Below are 17,133 nucleotides of genomic sequence, written 5' to 3'. Positions count from 1 at the left end.
CCGTCGGGGAGGCCGCTTTCTACGCCTGTGACACCCCCTCGTCAAACCCTTTTTCATGGACTCGTCACTTTTCTCAAAGTGGCGGAAAAGCTGGGTTTTGCCGGTTCAAAATGAATCCTGCGCGCGCTCCTGATTCATATATATGCGGTCATCGAAGAATCATTTTGAGTCTGGAAAATCTTGCCTTCCCCCGCCTCGACTGCGATAACCCATGCATCACGGTAAATTGATGGACCCGACCATTGACCAATCGCGTCACGGCCAAGATCAAGCGTTCCATGAAGGCTGTGGCCGTTGTCGGCTTGGCCGGTATCGCCGCCTTCTTCGCCGCCCGCCCCTTCGTGCACCTGGTCGATGATACGGATAACCTTCTGGAGGGGCCGCCCCCCGTCTTCATGGATGCCGAGGCGGAGCTTTCCGCCCGCGCCCGCCCCCTGACCACCGACAGTGAACTGGAGGACCGGGCCAGCCGCCCGGTGGAAACTCAGGTCCGCGTCGGCTCGGGTGACACCTTGGGCGACGTGCTTGCCCGCGCCGGGGTCGAGGGGATTGAGGCGACCCAGGCTATCGACGCCCTGCGCGGCGTTTTCAATCCCCGGGCCTTGAAGGCCGGACAGAAGGTTAAGGTGACCTTCGAGAAATCCCCCCATGGTTTCGGCCATGGCGGTTTCCAGATGGTGTCCCTCAATGCCGACCCCATCCGCGTGGTCGGCGCCCAACGGGACGACAAGGGCGGTTTCGGCCCGATCGAGACCATGCGTCAGGTCAGCAAGCAGGTGGCCCACAACACCGGTACCATCAAATCCAGCCTGTTCGAGAGCGCCCAAAGCGCCGGCGTGCCGATCCAGATCATCATGGCCATGATCAAGGCGCTGTCCTATGACGTCGACTTTCAGCGCGACATCCAGTCGGGCGACGAGTTCACCGTGGTCTATGAAGGCTTCTACGACACCAAGGGCAAGCTGGTCCGCCACGGCGAAATGCTGTTCGCCTCGGTCAACCTGTCGGGCACGCCTATCGCCATGTATCGCTTCGACAACGGTCAGGGCACGGTCGAGTACTTCAACGACAAGGGCGAAAGCGTCAAGAAGGCGCTGTTGAAGACACCGGTGGACGGCGCCAAGATTTCGTCGGGCTTCGGCATGCGCAACCACCCTATCCTGGGCTATTCCAAGATGCATAAGGGCATCGATTTCGCCGTGCCCACCGGCACCCCGATCCAGGCTGCCGGCGACGGCACCATCGAGATCGCCGGCTTCAACGGATCTTATGGCAATTATGTGCGCCTGCGCCATGGCTCGGGCTTCGGCACCGCCTATGCCCATATGAGCCGCATCGCCGCCGGCATCGGTCCCGGCAAGCGGGTCAGCCAAGGCCAGATCATCGGCTTCGTCGGCTCGACCGGGCGCTCGACCGGTGCCCATCTGCATTATGAGGTCCTGAAGGGCAGCGACCAGATCAACCCGCTGTCGGTGAAGATGCCCACCAGCATCAAACTGGCCGGGCGCGACCTCGACCGCTTCAAGGCGGTCAAACGCGATACCGACACGCTGATGGCGAAAATCCCGCCCTCGACCCGTCTGGCCGCCAATGCCCTAGGCAAATCGGCGGCGCTGAGCAATTAGGTTTTCAGAGCGGAAATGCAGAACGGGGATGCCCGAAGGCATCCCCGCCCTGGCGGCCAGCACCCCTAGTGGGGGGGGAGGGGGACGGAGTACCGGCCGATTGCATTGATGGGGCGCCCAGCTTTCCTGGGCGGCGCCCTTCTAACATGTGGTTTACTGTATTGCAAACCAGTTACGCACACATTTTACAGCGTCACGCACCGCAATTGCGTCACCCTATTCTTTCGGTCAAGGCGGCACCGTCAGGTTAATTCCACCGCCTGACCGTTGATGGTCAGCACCCCGGACGGGCCGGAAACCGTTACCTTGGCGCCATCACAGACGCGACCTTCCAGGATCAGACCGGCCAGCGGATTTTGCAAAGCCCGCTGGATCACCCGCTTCAGCGGACGTGCCCCGTAGATAGGGTCGTAACCCTTTTGCGCAAGCCATTCATTGGCGGAATCATCCAAATCCAGCACGATTTTGCGATCGGCCAACAAGTGCCGCAACCACGCCAACTGAATCTGGACGATGCCGGTCATATGGGCGCGGCCCAGACGATGGAACAGCAGGATTTCATCCAACCGGTTGAGGAACTCGGGCCGGAACGAGGCACGCACCACCTCCATCACCAGATCGCGCACCTCGCCCGAATCATGGCCTTCCTCCTGGTTGGCCAGGATGTCCGAGCCCAGATTGGAGGTGAGCACGATCAGGGTGTTGCGGAAATCCACCGTGCGGCCCTGGCCGTCGGTCAGGCGGCCATCGTCCAGCACCTGCAACAGCACATTGAAGACGTCCGGATGGGCCTTTTCCACCTCGTCGAACAAGATGACCTGATAGGGCCGCCGCCGCACCGCCTCGGTCAGGGCACCGCCTTCCTCGTAGCCGACATAGCCGGGCGGAGCGCCGATCAGACGGGCGACGGAATGCTTTTCCATGTATTCCGACATGTCCATGCGGACCATGGCGGTCTCGTCGTCGAACAGGAACTCGGCCAGGGCCTTGGTCAACTCGGTCTTGCCGACGCCGGTCGGCCCCAGGAACAGGAACGAGCCGATGGGGCGGTTGGGATCCTGCAACCCGGCCCGCGCCCGGCGCACGGCATTGGACACCGCCACCAGGGCCTCGTCCTGACCGATCACCCGCTTTTTCAACCGGTTTTCCATATCCAGCAGCTTTTCCCGCTCGCCCGCCAGCATCTTGTCGACGGGAATGCCGGTCCAGCGCGACACCACGCCGGCGATGTGTTCTTCCGTCACCGCCTCGTTGAGCATGCGGCCCTCGGCGGCATCCGCCGTCGCCAGCTTGCGTTCCAGATCGGGGATCAGGCCATACAGCAACTCACCCGCCTTCTGGTACTGCCCCTCGCGCTGAGCCTTGTCGGCCTCGATGCGGGCCGCATCCAATTGTTCCTTCAGCTTGGTGGCCGAGGCCAATTGATCCTTTTCCGCCCGCCACTCATTGGTGATGCGGTCGCTGTCGGCTTCCAGCTCGATCAGTTCGTCTTCCAGGGTCAACAGGCGGTCGCGGCTGGCCGGGTCGGTTTCCTTTTTCAAGGCCTCGCGCTCGATCTTCAACTGGACGATACGGCGATCGATCTCGTCCAGTTCCTCGGGCTTGGAATCCACCTCCATGCGCAGGCGGCTGGCCGCCTCGTCCACCAAATCGATGGCCTTGTCGGGCAGGAAACGGTCGGTGATATAGCGGTTAGACAAAGTCGCCGCCGCCACCAGCGACGAATCCGAGATGCGCACGCCGTGGTGCATCTCGTACTTTTCCTTGATGCCGCGCAGAATGGAAATGGTGTCTTCCACATTGGGTTCGGAGACGAAAACCGGCTGGAACCGCCGAGCCAGCGCCGCATCCTTTTCCACATGCTTGCGGTATTCGTTGAGCGTGGTGGCGCCGACGCAATGCAGCTCACCACGGGCCAAGGCCGGCTTCAGCAGGTTCGAGGCATCCATGGCCCCCTCCGCCGCGCCGGCACCGACCAGGGTGTGCATCTCGTCGATGAACAAGATGACGTCGCCATTGGCGGCTTGAATTTCCGACAGCACCGCCTTCAACCGTTCCTCGAACTCGCCGCGAAACTTGGCCCCGGCGATCAGCGAGCCCATGTCGAGGCTCATCAGGCTTTTCAGCTTCAGGTTTTCCGGCACGTCGCCGTTGACGATGCGGATGGCCAGCCCCTCGATGATGGCGGTCTTGCCGACGCCGGGCTCGCCGATCAGCACCGGGTTGTTCTTGGTCCGACGGCTCAGCACCTGGATGGTGCGCCTGATTTCCTCGTCGCGCCCGATCACCGGGTCCAGCTTGCCTTCACGCGCGGCGGCCGTCAGGTCGCGGGCGTATTTCTTCAAGGCGTCGTAGCCGTCCTCGGCGCTGGCGGAATTGGCCTTGCGGCCCTTGCGCATATCGTCGATGGCACGGTTAAGCGCCTGCGGATTGACGCCAGCTTCCGACAGGATACGGGCCGACGCGGTGCCGGCGCCCATGGTCAGGGCCAACAGCAGACGTTCGGCGGTGACGTATTGGTCGCCCGACTTGGTCGCCGCCTCTTCCGCCAACTGAAACACCCGGGCCAGTTCACCGGTCAGGTGCAGACCCGACGCCCCCGGCCCTTCCACCTTGGGCTGCTTGGCGATCTCGGCTTCCACCCCGGCCAGCGCCTTCTTGTGGTCGCCGCCGGCGGCCTTGATCAACTTGGCAGCCAAGCCGTCCTTGTCGTCCAGCAGCACCTTCAACAGATGCTCGGGCATCAGCCGTTGGTGGCCATAACGCAAGGCCAAGGTCTGCGCCGCCTGAACGAAACCCTTGCAGCGTTCGCTGTATTTCTCGAAATCCATGAATGCCTCCGATACGACGGATCGCGTGGGCCCCAACAGCGGCAACCCCGGGCGATCCTCGAACATTCGACAAATGATTTAAGGGGGTTCTGCCCGGACGCAAGCGCCTTCCACCCACCGCGATGCAATATGACGATTACTTTATGAAAGAAAGATGAGGCCGACCAAGCCTAAATGTTTATTGCTTTTACACCTTAATAAAGACACCATGAAATCCTCCCGACCAGGAGAGAAATCATGTGCGATTTCAAGAATGCATGCGATTTCAATCGAGACACTGGCGACGATGGCCAGAAGATGCCGCGCATCGCTTCGGTCCATCTGGGTGGCTGCCCATTTCCCCACACGGTAGCTAGGCTCTATTTCGACAAGGGCGGCTATTTGTTCCATCAGGGCGATACCCTGCGCGGCGCCTTTCACCTGAACAGCGGTCTGGTCGCACTGGAACGGGTGGACGAGGATGGCCGCCTGGTGGTGCTGAAGGTGCTGCGGTCGGGGGCACTGTTTCCCTGTGCCGATCTGTTCGCCGAAATTCCCCACGGCACCACCGCCCGGGCCCTGACCGACACCCGGGCCTGCTTCATTCCGCGCGAACGGGTGCTGGCGGCCATGACCGATGCCGCCACCCGCCATGCCTTGCTGCGCTGCTGCGCGCAGGAAGCCCGAGACAGCGAAAACACCATCTTCCGCCTGTGCGCCGGCGATCTCGGCGATCAGATCCTGGCCGCATTGCACGCGGTCTTGGATGAACGCCGTGAGGAGAATGGCCGCCTCCACGGAATCTTACCATTATGCTGGCGCGATCTGGCGGCCATGGTCGGCACCAGCCCCGAGGTGATGAGCCGCACGATCCGCCGGCTGAGCAAAAGCGGGCGGCTGAATGTGGAAGGGCGCGCCATCACCCTTCACCCCCTCGGGGGGAAGAACGACGACGCGCCCTGGCACACGGATAAAATCAGATCAGAACCGGTTCAGCGTCACCTTGGGTCGGAGCCGGCTCGGCGGCGGCTTCGGCAGCCGGGCGGCGAACACGCCGACGCACCGGGCGGGCCGGGGCGTCTTCTTCGGTCGCGCTGGCGGCCACCGGTTCAGCCACGGCGACGGCGGCGGGGACGGGGGCTTCGACTGCTTCCACCGGGGCCGGCTGGCGTTGTTCGCGCGGCTCGCGGGGTTCACGCGGCTCGCGCGGTTCGCGCCGTTGGCGCGGCTCGCGGCGCGGACGGTCCTCGTCGGCATAGCGCGGTGCACGGTCTTCGCCCTGGTCGCCGGCTTGGTCCTGGCCCTGGTCGCCGCCCTGCTGGTCGTCGCGCTGCTGCCCCTGTTGGGATTGACCTTCGCCATCCTCGTCCTCGGGCGGCATTTCGGCCTGATCCTCGGCCGGGGTCGGCAGGTTTTGCGGACGGCGTTGGCCGTTATTCTGGTTATAGGCGTTGATCAGACGGAAATAATGTTCCGCATGCTGATAGAAATTCTCGGCGGCATGACGGTCGCCCTGGCTGGCGGCGTCACGGGCCAGGCCCAGATACTTTTCCATCACCTGATGGGCGTTGCCGCGAATCCGGCCCTCGGGGCCGTTGGAATCGAACACCTGGCTGCGCACATTGATATTGCGGACGTGGTTACCACCGCCGCCGCCGCCACCACTATGGCCACCGCTGTGCCCCCCGCCATGGCCGCCGCCGCCATGGTTGATGCGATTGGGATTGCCGCCGTTGTTGCCACGGCCCCGTGAACGTTGCTTCGGATTGGGATTCACTGCTTCCGCCTTCTCAAGGTCTTATGGGTGTTTTTCACAAAAACGATCTGCCCGGCTGACCGGATTCCTCGCAAGCCGATGGCCGACGATGACGGGATCGGTAGGCGCCGAGTGAGGGAGACGGAGCGACAAGCTCAACGCCGGCCTCATTGCGGAACGCTCGACGGCGCAACCCTATCCGGGTTGCGGTTTCTTTCCAACACTTTTTTACCGTGCTGCAAAAACCGAGCGACCATGGCCGGCAAGGTCGTCCGCAACGCACAAGTCCCGCAATCCGGCGGCCTTCAGCAAAGCCGCCACATCGCCGGCTTGGCCCGCCCCCACTTCCAGTCCGGTGATGCCGCCCACCGCCAGCAGGCGGGCGATGTCGGGGGCCAGGGCACGATAACAATCCAGTCCGTCCGCCCCGCCGACCAGGGCCGAGCGCGGCTCGTGCCGGGCCACTTCCGGCTCTAATCCGGCGATGTCGGCTTCAGGGATATAGGGCGGATTGCTAACGATGATGTCGAAGGGACCATCCAGCCCCAGACCCCAATCGCCATGACGGAATTCCGCCCGCCCGGCCAAGCCATTACGTTCGGCGTTTTCAGCCGCCACCGCCAGGGCCGCCGCGCTTTGGTCGATACCTAAGCCGTGGGCATTGGGCAGTTCCGCCAGCAAGGCCAGCAAGATACAACCGCTGCCGGTGCCGAAATCGACGATCCGCAAGGCGGCGTGGCGATCGGCGACGCGGTCCAGTACCCCTTGCACCAAGGTTTCGGTGTCGGGACGCGGGTCCAGGGTATCGGGGGTGACCCGCAAATCCAGGGTCCAGAAGCCGCGTCGGCCCAGAATGTGGCTGATGGGCTGGCGGTCTTCCCGCCGCGCCGCCATGCCTTCGATGGCAGTTTGTTGTTGCGCGGTCAAAACCATTTCCGGATGGGTGACCAACCGCAAAGGCTCGACCCCCAGCGCCTCCGCCACCAGCAGCCGCGCATCCAGGCGGGCGCTCTGGATACCCGCCGCTTGAAAGCGCACGGTCAGCGCCCGCAACAGGTCTCCGGCGCTGGTCACTCGGCCATCTCGGCCAGACGCTCGGCCTGATCGGCGGCGATCAGGGCGTCGGCGACCTCGTCCAGCGCGGTGCCGTTCATCATGTCGTCGATCTTATAGAGCGTCAGGTTGATGCGGTGATCGGTGACCCGGCCTTGCGGGAAATTATAGGTGCGGATGCGTTCCGAGCGGTCGCCCGAGCCGACCTGGCTTTTGCGGTTGGCGGCACGTTCCGCCGCCTTGGAGGCGCGCTCCATTTCATAAAGCCGGGCGCGCAGCAGCTTCATGGCGGTGGCCTTGTTCTTGTGCTGGCTTTTTTCCTGCTGACAGGCCACCGCCAGACCGGTGGGGATATGAGTGACACGCACCGCCGAATCGGTGGTGTTGACCGATTGCCCGCCCGAGCCTTGCGAGCGGTAGACGTCGAAGCGCAGATCCTTGTCGTCGATCTGGATGTCCACTTCTTCCGCTTCCGGCATGATCGCCACGGTAGCCGCCGAGGTGTGGATGCGCCCGCCCGATTCGGTGGCCGGCACCCGCTGCACCCGGTGCACGCCGGATTCGAACTTGAGGCGGGCGAAGACGCCGCGCCCGGTGATGGTGGCGCTGGCTTCCTTCATGCCGCCGATCCCGGTCTCGTTGACGTCCATCACCTCGAAACGCCAGCCGCGCACCGAGGCATAGCGTTCGTACATGCGGAACAGTTCGGCGGCGAACAAGGCGGCTTCCTCACCCCCCGTGCCGGCCCGCACTTCCAAGATGGCGTTCTTTTCGTCGGCCTCGTCCTTGGGCAGCAGCATCAGCTGCACGTCGCGTTCCAGGCCGGGCAGGGTTTCCTTGAGGGCGTAATATTCCTCGGCAGCCAGATCCTTCATGTCGGGATCGGCCATCATCGCCTCGGCCTCCGCCATGTCGGCGCGGGCCTTCTTCAGCGCCTGGACGGCGTGGACCACCGGCTCGATGTCGGAAAATTCCTTGGACAAGCGGGCGAAAGAGCCGCCATCGCCCGCCGCCAGCTGCTCGCGCAGCTCGTCATAGCGGTACAGCACCTTGTCCAACTGGGCATCAAGAGTCATGTCGGTCCTTCTAATCCAAACGGAACAGCTTGCGCAGGGTCTTTTCCATGGCTTGCCATTCCGGGCCGTCGGCGGCAACCGATTTCATCACGTCGGTCGGTGCGTGCAACAACCGGTTCAGCAACAGCCGGGTGGCCTCGTCGGCATTGGCCGGGTTCTCCGCCAGGACGCCATCGCGAATTTCGTCGCATCGTTGCCGAAGAGAAATAATCGCCGGCACGGCGACGCGGGCGGCGCGACCGCGCAAAAAGCCGCCCACCTCGTCCTCCAGCATGGCCCAGGCGGCGCGCGCCGCCTGTTCGCGGGCCGAGCGGCCTTCCAGCGCCACCTTTTCCAGATCGGCCAGATCGTACAAAAAGGCGCCATCGACACGGTTGACCGCCGGTTCGACGTCGCCGGGGATGCCGGCATCGACGACGAAGATGGGCTTGCGCCGCCGCTTTTTCAGCGCCGCGTTCATCATCTCGGCGGTGACGGTGATGGCCCGCGTCCCCACCGAACACACCACCAGATCGGCATCGGCCAGGCTGTCGCGCATGGTATCGAAGCCGACCACATTGGCATTCAGGGTCACCGCCAGCGCCTCCGCCCGACTGGCCCGGGGCGCGGTGACCAGCAGCCGACCGATACCGGCGGCTTGCAGGCTTTCCACCACCAATTCGCCCATGTCGGCGGCACCGACCAACAGCGCGGTACAGCGCGACAAATCGCCATGCAGGTCGCGGGCGATCTGCACGGCGGCGGCGGCGATGGAGACCGGGCCTTCGCCGATGCGGGTTTCACTGCGAATGCGCTTGGCGGCGTTGAAGGCCGCTTGCAGCACCGCCTCCAGTTCGGGCCCGCAGGTGGCGGCATCGCGGGCCAGCCGGTGGGCGGCCTTGACCTGACCCAATACATGCGGCTCGCCGATGATCAGCGAATCGAGCGAGGCGGTGACGGCGAAGCAATGACGCACGGCATCGGGGCCGTCATGACGATACAATTGCCCCGACAACGCCGCCACCGGCATACCGGTGCGCGCCGCCAGCGACTCGGCCACTTGGCCATGAACGGCATCGGCATCCACATGCGATGCCCACACCTCGACCCGGTCGCAGGTGGACAGGACCAAGGCCTCGTGCAGGCCGCGCCGCTTCAGATCGACAAGGAAATCCGCCGAGGCCGCGTCATCGACGAACAATTGGTCGCGCAAACCCAACGACGCCGACCGATGGTTGGCGCCGATAACCGTCAGGCGGGGGCTGGCGACGGCAGGGCTCATGCGCCGGTAAGCCGTCCCTCGACCTGATCCAGCGGGATTTCTTCCTGGGTGCCGGCATCGAGATCACGCAAGGTGACGGCGCCGCGCGCCAGTTCGTCCTCGCCCAGGATGACGGCGAAACGGGCATTGGCTTTGTTGGCCCGGGCCATGCGCTTCTTCATGTTGCCGGAAAAGCCCATGTCCACCGACAGCCCGGCGGCGCGCAGGCGATCGGCCAGCACCAGGGCCGGCAGGGTGTCGCCCATGGGAATGATGCTGATGGGACGGTCCAGTTGGGGCAGGTCCTGCACCAGCATGGACAGCCGCTCGATCCCCGCCGCCCAGCCGATGCCGGGGGTGGCAGGGCCGCCCATCTGGCCGATCAGTCCGTCATAGCGGCCACCGGCCAGCACGGTGCCTTGGGCGCCCAGGGCGGTGGTGGTGAACTCGAAGGCAGTGTGGCAATAATAATCCAGACCGCGCACCAGCTTGGGATTGACGACGAAGGGGATGCCCAGGGCGGTCAGTCCTGCCGTCACCTGATCGAAGAAATCCTTGGCCGCCGGCGTCAGACTGTCACCCATCAGGGGGGCATTGGCGACGACGCGCTTGTCTTCCTCGTCCTTGGAATCGAGCACGCGCAGCGGATTCTTTTGCAGCCGTGCCTGACTTTCCTCGGACAGCGACAGCCGCAACGGCTCGAGATAGGCGATCAGGGCAGCGCGATAGGCGGCGCGGCTTTCGGCATCGCCCAGGGTGTTGATTTCCAACTGTACCTTGTCGCTGAGACCCAGGGCGGCCAGGATACGCCAAGCCATGGAAATGACCTCGATGTCGGCCTGCGGTCCGTCGACGCCCAAAAGCTCGCAGCCGACCTGATGGAACTGGCGCAGCCGGCCCTTTTGCGGGCGCTCGTGCCGGAACATGGGGCCGCGATACATCACCTTCAACGGCAAGGACTGAGTCAACCCGCCGGAGATGAAGGCGCGCGCCACCCCCGCCGTGCCCTCGGGCCGAAGGGTGATGGAATCGCCCGAGCGGTCGGCGAAGGTATACATCTCCTTGGTCACCACGTCCGACGTCTCGCCCAGGGTGCGGGAAAACACCTCGGTGAACTCGAAGATGGGGGTGACGATCTCGCCATAGCCATAGCGCTTGGCGACATCGAAGGCGGTTTCCTCGACGAAACGATGGCGGCGGGAATCCTCGGGCAGCAGATCATGGGTGCCGCGAACCGGCTGCAAACCTGACATATCAACGTCCCTTCAAAGGCGTGAGCTTAAGGTGGATGTTCCGTGGCAGACGCGTCGCCAATTCCAGGAAGACAGAGGCCAACCGCGCCAAAGGCAAGATCGGCAGGGTGCGGAACACCCGGTCATAGGGCATGACCTGCCGTTCGATGGCAAAGCCGGCGATACGGTCCAGATTGACCAAGATGGAGGTGTGGTAATCGCGTTCCGACAACTCGACGATGATACAGCCGCCATCCGCCAGATGGCGCACAATCCCTGCAGAATATCAGTCTGAAGCGCCAGATCGGCCGTGCGGGTGAAGGGATAGAATTCCTGGCACAGGATCAGATCGAAACGCGGCCCCAGCACGCTGTCCTTGCCGATGGCCCGGCATTCAAATGTGGCTTGGGGGAAGCTCCGCCGTGCGAATTCCACCGCATCGGGTGACAATTCATAGCCATGGACACGCGCTGCCGGAAATTTCCGGGCCAACGCCGCGCTGGTCAACCCTAGACCGCAGCCGATGTCGGCAATGGCGTTTAACCGCAGCACCCGCCATATTTGTTCATACAAAGCAACCCGTGCATCGGCGAAGACCAGATTGTGGCTTTCGATGCCGCTGCCGGCCAGGCTGCCCGTGCTGTTGGCCCGCGCATAAGAGCCAAAATCCCCTCCAGCGGAAAGATTTCCGCATTCCGCCGCCGCCGCTTGCGCCAAACGGTCTGGCCGCATCCACTCGTCGTCCGTACTCACGCTCGGCCCTTTCCCTCGAGTTCCTTCGCCTTGGCTTCGACCAGACCGACGATGTGGTCGATCATGGACGGCGTATCGATCTTATGGTCGGGGGTGCCGCCCACATAGACCATGTGCGAATCGTTGCCGCCGCCGGTCAGCCCGATCTGGGTCTCGCGCGCCTCGCCCGGGCCGTTGACGACGCAGCCGATGATCGACAGCGTCACCGGCGCGGTGATGTGGGCCAGGCGACGCTCCAGCACCTCCACCGTCCCGACCACGTCGAAGCCTTGGCGGGCGCAGGACGGGCACGACACGATGTTGACGCCGCGGGCGCGCAGGCCCAGGCTTTTCAGGATGTCGTAGCCGACCTTGACCTCTTCCTCCGGCGCCGCCGACAACGACACCCGGATGGTGTCGCCGATGCCCGACCACAGCAGATTGCCCAGGCCGATGGCCGATTTGACCGTGCCGCCGATCAGGCCGCCGGCCTCGGTGATACCCAGATGCAGCGGATAATCGCAGGCTTCGGCCAGACCTTGATAGGCGGCCACCGCCAGGAACACATCCGACGCCTTGACGCTGATCTTGAACTCGCGGAAGTCGTTGTCTTCCAGGATGCGCGCATGTTCCAGCGCGCTTTCCACCATGGCCTCGGGGCAGGGCTCGCCGTATTTTTCCAACAGATGGCGTTCCAGGCTGCCGGCATTGACGCCGATGCGCATGGAGCAGCCATGATCCTTGGCCGCCTTGACCACCTCGCGTACCCGGTCGGCGGAGCCGATATTGCCGGGATTGATGCGCAGGCAGGCGGCGCCCGCTTCCGCCGCCTCGATGGCGCGGCGGTAATGGAAATGGATGTCGGCCACCACCGGCACCGACACCTGACGGATGATGGCGGCCAGGGCCTTGGTCGAGTCCTCGTCCGGACACGAGACGCGGACGATATCGACGCCCGCCGCCTCGGCCCGCTTGATCTGATCCACCGTCGCCGCCACATCGGTGGTCAGCGAATTGGTCATGGTCTGGACGGAAATGGGGGCGTCGCCGCCCACCGGCACCGAGCCGACGAAGATCTGCCGGGATTTGCGACGGGTAATCTGACGATAGGGACGGACGGACATATCTCACCGCGACAAAGGCCATCGTCCGGCCAGACGGAACGCCGGGCCGGGCCGTTGATATAGCGCATTTGACCGCGCTATTTCCAGTCGCGGACGCCGTAGCGGTCCAGAATCTGCCGAAGCCGCCCCGAGGCGCGCAAGCGGGCGACCCCCTGGTCGAGAAGATCGGCATATTCCCGCGCCTTGGGGTGCTTGGGCGAAAAGGCGATGTAGATGGGCCCAGACTGAGTGGCGCCAGCATAATCCAGTTTGCCGGTCAGCCCCATCTGGCGCAGCTTGTATTCCAGCACCGCCCGACTTTCCACCGCCGCATCGATGCGTCCGGCGGCCACCATCTTCAGGCTTTGCTCCAGCGGCTGGGTGCCGCCAACCGGATCGACGCGGGCACGGTTTTTCTTGTTGGCCTCGATATAGCCGCCCACCGGATCCATGTAGATATAACCGATGATGGCTGCCAGCTTGATGCGTTCCAGCGAGGCGACACCGTCATAGCGCCAGGACTGCCCCTTGCGGATGACGAAGGTGCTGTCCCATTGGCCGATGGGTTCGGCCCCGAACACCAGATCGGGCGAATCCACCGGGGCGGCGCCGATCACCGCGTCGATTTCGCCGCGCAGGCAATCCTCCAGCGATCGGCTCCACGGTGCCAGCTGGTATTGCACGCGATGGCCGGCGGCGGCGAACACTTCCTCCGCCACCTCGATGCCATAGCCCTTTTTCTGTTCCGAGCAATTGTACGGACACCAGTCATCGGCCCGCACCCGGATGACATCGGCCTTGGCCGTACCCGTCCACACCATGAAAACGGCAACAGCCGTCCATGCCCAACCTGCTTTCATCGCCACCCCACTGGCAAGAAACGTCCCCGTCCGGATCATAGGGTAACGTAACCGCGCATGCAGCACTTTATCAAAAGATGTGCAACCGTCTGATTGCATACCATTGCGCTATACGCAGGACGCAGGACGTCCCTGGGAAAAGCCTCTCTGTGCCTCGGTGCCTCTGTGGTTTATCTTCTCCCCAACGCGGCCCCGCCGCCTGGAGACGAGAACAGCATGACCCACAGCTTCCACCCCAGCATCCTGCGGGAATACGACATTCGCGGCATCATCGGCGAGACCCTGTCGGTCGCCGATGCCCGCGCCATCGGCGCCGCTTTCGGCACCCGGGTCCGCGCCAATGGCGGCAGCACCGTCTGCGTCGGCTGGGATGGGCGGCTGTCGTCGCCGGATCTGGCCGCCGGCCTGGTGGAAGGCCTGATCGCCACCGGCTGCGCCGTGCGCAAGGTCGGGCGCGGTCCCACCCCCATGCTGTATTATGCCGCCAAGGCGCGCAGCGCCGATGGCGGCATCATGGTCACCGGCAGCCACAACCCGCCCAACCATAACGGCTTCAAGATGGTGCTGGCGGGCAAGCCGTTCTTCGGCCCCGATATCAAGGATTTGGGCACCATCGCTGAGGGTGGCGCCTTCGCCCAAGGTAGCGGCAGTGTCGTCGATGACGACATCGCCGACGAATACGCCGCCCGGCTGGCCGCCGATTTCGACGGCCAGCGCGGCCTGAAGGTGGTGTGGGATTGCGGCAATGGCGCCGCCGGCGAAATCCTCGGCAGGCTGATCAAATCGTTGCCGGGTGAGCACCATGTGTTGTTCGGCGATATCGACGGCACCTTCCCCAACCACCACCCCGATCCGACCGAGCCGCATAATCTGGTGGATCTGCAACAGGCGGTGGCCGATCGGGGCGCCGATATGGGCATCGCCTTCGACGGCGACGGCGACCGCATCGGCGTGATCGACGGCCTGGGCCGCATCTTGTGGGGCGACCAGATTCTGGTGATCCTGGCCGAGGATCTGCTGAAAACCCGGCCCGGCGCCACCATCATCGCCGACGTCAAGGCGTCGAAGGCGTTTTTCGACGAAGTGGCGCGCCTGGGCGGCAATCCGGTGATGGGCCGCACCGGCCATTCGCTGATCAAGACCCAGATGGCCGAAATCGGCGCGCCTTTGGCCGGGGAAATGAGCGGCCACATCTTTTTCGCCGACCGCTATTACGGCTATGACGACGCGCTTTATGCCGCCGTGCGCCTGCTGGGCATCGTCGGACGCTGGGCCGGCACCACTCTGGCCCAGCGCCGCGACGCCCTGCCCCAAATGGTCAACACCCCGGAAATGCGCTTCGACTGCGCCGAGGAGCGCAAGTTCCAGGTGGTCGCCGAAGTGCGCGCCCGGCTGGCCGCCAGCGGCGCCCGGGTCAACGCCATCGACGGTGTCCGCGTCGATACCCCGGACGGCTGGTGGCTGCTGCGCGCCTCGAACACCCAAGCGGTGCTGGTGGCCCGCTGCGAGGCTGGCGATCAGGCCGGTCTCGACCGTCTGCGGGCGGAACTGGAAGGCCAATTGACCCAAAGCGGCGTGGCCTTGCCGGCATGAACCTGTTCTTCTTCGGCACGCTGATGGATACGGACGTGCGCACCATCGTCTGCGGCTGTTATCTGCCGGTACGCCCGGCAATATTGCGCGGCTGGCGCCGCCCGCATGTGGCCGGGCGGCATTATCCCATGCTGGTGGCTCGACCCGGCGGGCGGGTCGATGGCGTGGTCGCCGAAAACGTCGACGCCGAATCACTGCGCCGGCTGCAAATCTACGAAGGCTGGGAATACGAGCTGCACCCATTCCGGCTGGAAACGATGCAAGGGCCGCTGGCCGCTCATGTCTTCGTCTGCCCGCCCGGCATTGCCCATGCCGAACCGGAATGGCGGCTGGATCATTGGCGGCTGCGCCACAAGCGCGTGTTCTTGCCCGAACTGCGCCGGCAAATGACCCGCGCCCTCACCGATGACGGCCTGCGCAGCCGTGCCGCCGGACAGAAATTATGGCCGGGCGCTTAACGCCGTCTCCGCCATCTCAGCGATGATGTCGACAAGTTCCGGCTCGGCCCCCAGGCCGGTGGCCAGCACCACTGTGCGATCATGAATCTCCACCGGGCCGGTCTGCCCCGACACCAGCCCGAACAAGGGCGGGATGTCCTGGCTGGCGTGCATGCCCTGGGCCACCAGCAAGGGCAGCGCCACCACCTTGTCGCCCTTGACCATTTGCGGCCAGTGGGTGGCCAAGGGCTCCTGTTCCAGAAAGACCAGCACCACCTCGGCGAAATGATTGTGGCCAGCGATGGCGGCGGCGATGGCCCTGGGGGTGTCGCCGGCCCCGCCCGGACGCGATGAGCCGTGGGCAATCAGCAACAGGCTGGTTTCCGCTGGCGCCCAGCCCTGTTCCCGCGCCACCCCATCGGCACGGCAGGCCATCAGGCCGGGAATGCGCGGATTGCCGCCGGCGGGCGCGGTGTACAGGATATTCCGGCCCTGGCGCCGTGTCTCGGGGCCGTCCAGCCCCATGGCCTTGGGGATCAGGCTGTCGGTGTAATAGCCCTTGCCGGCGAAGACCGGGATAACCACCACATTTTCGGCCTCGACCAGATCCAGGGCCTGATCCAGATGCGGCGGCTGCTTCATGAACACCGCCGCCGCCTCGGCCCACGGGCCGCGCCGCTTCAGCTCCGCCGCCAGGGCGATGATGGGGGCGGCGCTGTCCGGGTGGCGGGCCGAGCCGTGACCGACCAGGATGATGGCCGCATCCTTCATGCCGGTTGCGCCTGATCGGTATCGCCATCGTGGTGGAACCAATCCAAAGCCCCGGCAAGCTCCACCACCCGACCGACGATGATCAGGGTCGGCGCCTTCAATCCGGCACTCCTCGCCCGCTCGGGCAGGGTGGCCAGGGTGCCCAGCACCCGGCGCTGGCGCGGCGTGGTGCCGTTCTGGATGGCGGCAGCGGGGGTATGGGCGGGCAGACCGGCGCGAGTCAGTTCATCGGCGATCAATTGCAGATTGGACAGGCCCATGTAGATGGCCAAGGTGCAATCGGGATCGGCCAGCTTGGACCAGTCGTAATCGAGCGGTTTGCCGTCGCGGCAATGGCCGGGCAGAAAGCGTACGCCCTGCGACAGGCCGCGATGGGTCAGCGGAATGCCGGCATAGGTCGCACAGCCCGAGGCCGAGGAAATGCCCGGCACCACCTCGAAGGCGATGCCGGCCTTGGACAGCACCTCGGCTTCTTCCGAGCCACGCCCGAACACGAACGGGTCGCCACCCTTCAGCCGCACCACCGTGCGCCCACTTTTGCCCAGGGACACCAGCAGATCGTTGATTTCGTCTTGCACCAATTCGTGCTTGGACATCTGCTTGCCGGCATAGATGCGGGTGGTCCCGGCGGGAATCAACGCCATGATTTCCGGGCTGACCAGACGATCGAACACCACCACCTCGGCCTCACCCAACAATCTGAGCGCCTTGACCGTCAACAGATCGGGGTCGCCCGGTCCGGCCCCCACCAGATAAACCTTGCCCAAACTCATCTCGCTCTCCTGTCCGCCCTGTACGGAATTTTCTTTATTATGCGTTTCTAATGTATAGATCATCGCAGCAGG

General features: G+C 64.4%; 14 protein-coding genes and 2 pseudogenes. 4 read left to right on the top strand and 12 right to left on the bottom strand.

All coding sequences use genetic code 11. The annotated features are described in order from the left end of the window. Positions 1-242: 242 nt before the first annotated feature. Positions 243-1,625: a M23 family metallopeptidase gene (locus MGMSRV2_RS18390; protein ID WP_024081889.1), complete on the top strand. Its 1,383-nt coding sequence runs from the start codon at positions 243-245 to the stop codon at positions 1,623-1,625. A 242-nt stretch (positions 1,626-1,867) separates the two neighbouring features. Here the strand turns inward: MGMSRV2_RS18390 and clpB are convergent, their stop codons facing one another. After that, positions 1,868-4,456 carry an ATP-dependent chaperone ClpB gene (gene clpB / locus MGMSRV2_RS18385; protein ID WP_024081888.1) on the bottom strand — a complete coding sequence of 863 codons (2,589 nt, stop codon included), beginning with the start codon at positions 4,454-4,456 and terminating at the stop codon, positions 1,868-1,870. A 237-nt stretch (positions 4,457-4,693) separates the two neighbouring features. On the opposite strand from clpB, the pseudogene MGMSRV2_RS22480 reads away from it, so the two are divergent. Beyond that, positions 4,694-5,305, top strand: a pseudogene (locus MGMSRV2_RS22480) (Crp/Fnr family transcriptional regulator); the annotation flags it as partial. Between the two features lie 106 nt (positions 5,306-5,411). On the opposite strand, the gene MGMSRV2_RS22345 reads toward MGMSRV2_RS22480, so the two are convergent. The 9 genes and pseudogenes from MGMSRV2_RS22345 to MGMSRV2_RS18340 all read right to left on the bottom strand — a co-directional run bounded on the left by MGMSRV2_RS22345 (position 5,412) and on the right by MGMSRV2_RS18340 (position 13,487). Next, complete coding sequence (locus MGMSRV2_RS22345; RefSeq protein ID WP_024081887.1) at positions 5,412-6,212, bottom strand: DUF4167 domain-containing protein; 801 nt, start codon at positions 6,210-6,212, stop codon at positions 5,412-5,414. A 207-nt stretch (positions 6,213-6,419) separates the two neighbouring features. Further along, the gene (gene prmC, locus MGMSRV2_RS18370; RefSeq protein WP_024081886.1) at positions 6,420-7,265 is read right to left on the bottom strand and encodes a peptide chain release factor N(5)-glutamine methyltransferase; all 846 of its coding nucleotides are present in this window, start codon (positions 7,263-7,265) and stop codon (positions 6,420-6,422) included. Continuing rightward, on the bottom strand, positions 7,262-8,320 hold the full coding sequence (prfA, locus tag MGMSRV2_RS18365; RefSeq protein ID WP_024081885.1) for a peptide chain release factor 1: 1,059 nt from the start codon (positions 8,318-8,320) through the stop codon (positions 7,262-7,264). The genes prmC and prfA overlap by 4 nt, the downstream gene beginning before the upstream one ends. Positions 8,321-8,330: 10 nt before the next feature. After that, positions 8,331-9,581, bottom strand: coding sequence for a glutamyl-tRNA reductase (gene hemA, locus MGMSRV2_RS18360; RefSeq protein WP_024081884.1), 1,251 nt, complete (start codon positions 9,579-9,581; stop codon positions 8,331-8,333). After that, positions 9,578-10,813 carry a histidine--tRNA ligase gene (gene hisS, locus MGMSRV2_RS18355; RefSeq protein ID WP_024081883.1) on the bottom strand — a complete coding sequence of 412 codons (1,236 nt, stop codon included), beginning with the start codon at positions 10,811-10,813 and terminating at the stop codon, positions 9,578-9,580. The genes hemA and hisS overlap by 4 nt, the downstream gene beginning before the upstream one ends. Position 10,814: 1 nt before the next feature. Further along, entirely contained in the window at positions 10,815-11,063 is a 249-nt protein-coding gene (locus MGMSRV2_RS22070) for a hypothetical protein (protein WP_024081882.1), read from the bottom strand. Positions 11,064-11,080: 17 nt separating this feature from the next. Beyond that, positions 11,081-11,524: pseudogene (locus MGMSRV2_RS22475) on the bottom strand (class I SAM-dependent methyltransferase); the annotation flags it as partial. 17 nt (positions 11,525-11,541) lie between these two features. Then, a complete protein-coding gene (ispG, locus tag MGMSRV2_RS18345; protein ID WP_024081880.1) occupies positions 11,542-12,648 on the bottom strand; it encodes a flavodoxin-dependent (E)-4-hydroxy-3-methylbut-2-enyl-diphosphate synthase in 1,107 nt (368 codons plus the stop codon). A gap of 77 nt (positions 12,649-12,725) precedes the next feature. Then, positions 12,726-13,487, bottom strand: a complete 762-nt coding sequence (locus MGMSRV2_RS18340; protein WP_158497787.1) for a substrate-binding periplasmic protein — start codon at positions 13,485-13,487, stop codon at positions 12,726-12,728. Positions 13,488-13,703: 216 nt separating this feature from the next. Between MGMSRV2_RS18340 and pgmG the strand changes: the two genes are divergently transcribed. Together pgmG and MGMSRV2_RS18330 are read left to right on the top strand one after the other, a co-directional pair. Beyond that, a complete protein-coding gene (gene pgmG / locus MGMSRV2_RS18335; RefSeq protein ID WP_024081878.1) occupies positions 13,704-15,080 on the top strand; it encodes a phosphoglucomutase/phosphomannomutase PgmG in 1,377 nt (458 codons plus the stop codon). After that, complete coding sequence (locus tag MGMSRV2_RS18330; protein WP_024081877.1) at positions 15,077-15,538, top strand: gamma-glutamylcyclotransferase family protein; 462 nt, start codon at positions 15,077-15,079, stop codon at positions 15,536-15,538. The genes pgmG and MGMSRV2_RS18330 overlap by 4 nt, the downstream gene beginning before the upstream one ends. Here MGMSRV2_RS18330 and MGMSRV2_RS18325 read toward each other — a convergent pair. Both MGMSRV2_RS18325 and cobA read right to left on the bottom strand, forming a co-directional pair. Beyond that, positions 15,521-16,288: a CbiX/SirB N-terminal domain-containing protein gene (locus MGMSRV2_RS18325; RefSeq protein ID WP_024081876.1), complete on the bottom strand. Its 768-nt coding sequence runs from the start codon at positions 16,286-16,288 to the stop codon at positions 15,521-15,523. The genes MGMSRV2_RS18330 and MGMSRV2_RS18325 overlap by 18 nt on opposite strands. Beyond that, the gene (gene cobA, locus MGMSRV2_RS18320) at positions 16,285-17,061 is read right to left on the bottom strand and encodes a uroporphyrinogen-III C-methyltransferase (protein ID WP_024081875.1); all 777 of its coding nucleotides are present in this window, start codon (positions 17,059-17,061) and stop codon (positions 16,285-16,287) included. Before cobA ends, MGMSRV2_RS18325 begins: the two co-directional genes overlap by 4 nt. Positions 17,062-17,133 lie beyond the last annotated feature (72 nt).

Source organism: Magnetospirillum gryphiswaldense MSR-1 v2, from assembly GCF_000513295.1.
GTDB lineage: Bacteria > Pseudomonadota > Alphaproteobacteria > Rhodospirillales > Magnetospirillaceae > Magnetospirillum > Magnetospirillum gryphiswaldense.
The sequence above is the reverse complement of the archived record's forward strand: the minus strand, read 5'-3'. Positions and strand labels throughout refer to the sequence as shown.

What these genes read in the sequence shown, in the direction of transcription:
- hisS (WP_024081883.1), bottom strand. Translation starts at nt 10,813, where the DNA reads ATGTCAGGTTTGCAGCCGGTTCGCGGCACCCATGATCTGCTGCCCGAG.
- MGMSRV2_RS18325 (WP_024081876.1), bottom strand. Translation starts at nt 16,288, where the DNA reads ATGAAGGATGCGGCCATCATCCTGGTCGGTCACGGCTCGGCCCGCCAC.
- clpB (WP_024081888.1), bottom strand. Translation starts at nt 4,456, where the DNA reads ATGGATTTCGAGAAATACAGCGAACGCTGCAAGGGTTTCGTTCAGGCG.
- pgmG (WP_024081878.1), top strand. Translation starts at nt 13,704, where the DNA reads ATGACCCACAGCTTCCACCCCAGCATCCTGCGGGAATACGACATTCGC.
- MGMSRV2_RS18340 (WP_158497787.1), bottom strand. Translation starts at nt 13,487, where the DNA reads ATGAAAGCAGGTTGGGCATGGACGGCTGTTGCCGTTTTCATGGTGTGG.
- prfA (WP_024081885.1), bottom strand. Translation starts at nt 8,320, where the DNA reads ATGACTCTTGATGCCCAGTTGGACAAGGTGCTGTACCGCTATGACGAG.
- ispG (WP_024081880.1), bottom strand. Translation starts at nt 12,648, where the DNA reads ATGTCCGTCCGTCCCTATCGTCAGATTACCCGTCGCAAATCCCGGCAG.
- MGMSRV2_RS18330 (WP_024081877.1), top strand. Translation starts at nt 15,077, where the DNA reads ATGAACCTGTTCTTCTTCGGCACGCTGATGGATACGGACGTGCGCACC.
- hemA (WP_024081884.1), bottom strand. Translation starts at nt 9,581, where the DNA reads ATGAGCCCTGCCGTCGCCAGCCCCCGCCTGACGGTTATCGGCGCCAAC.
- cobA (WP_024081875.1), bottom strand. Translation starts at nt 17,061, where the DNA reads ATGAGTTTGGGCAAGGTTTATCTGGTGGGGGCCGGACCGGGCGACCCC.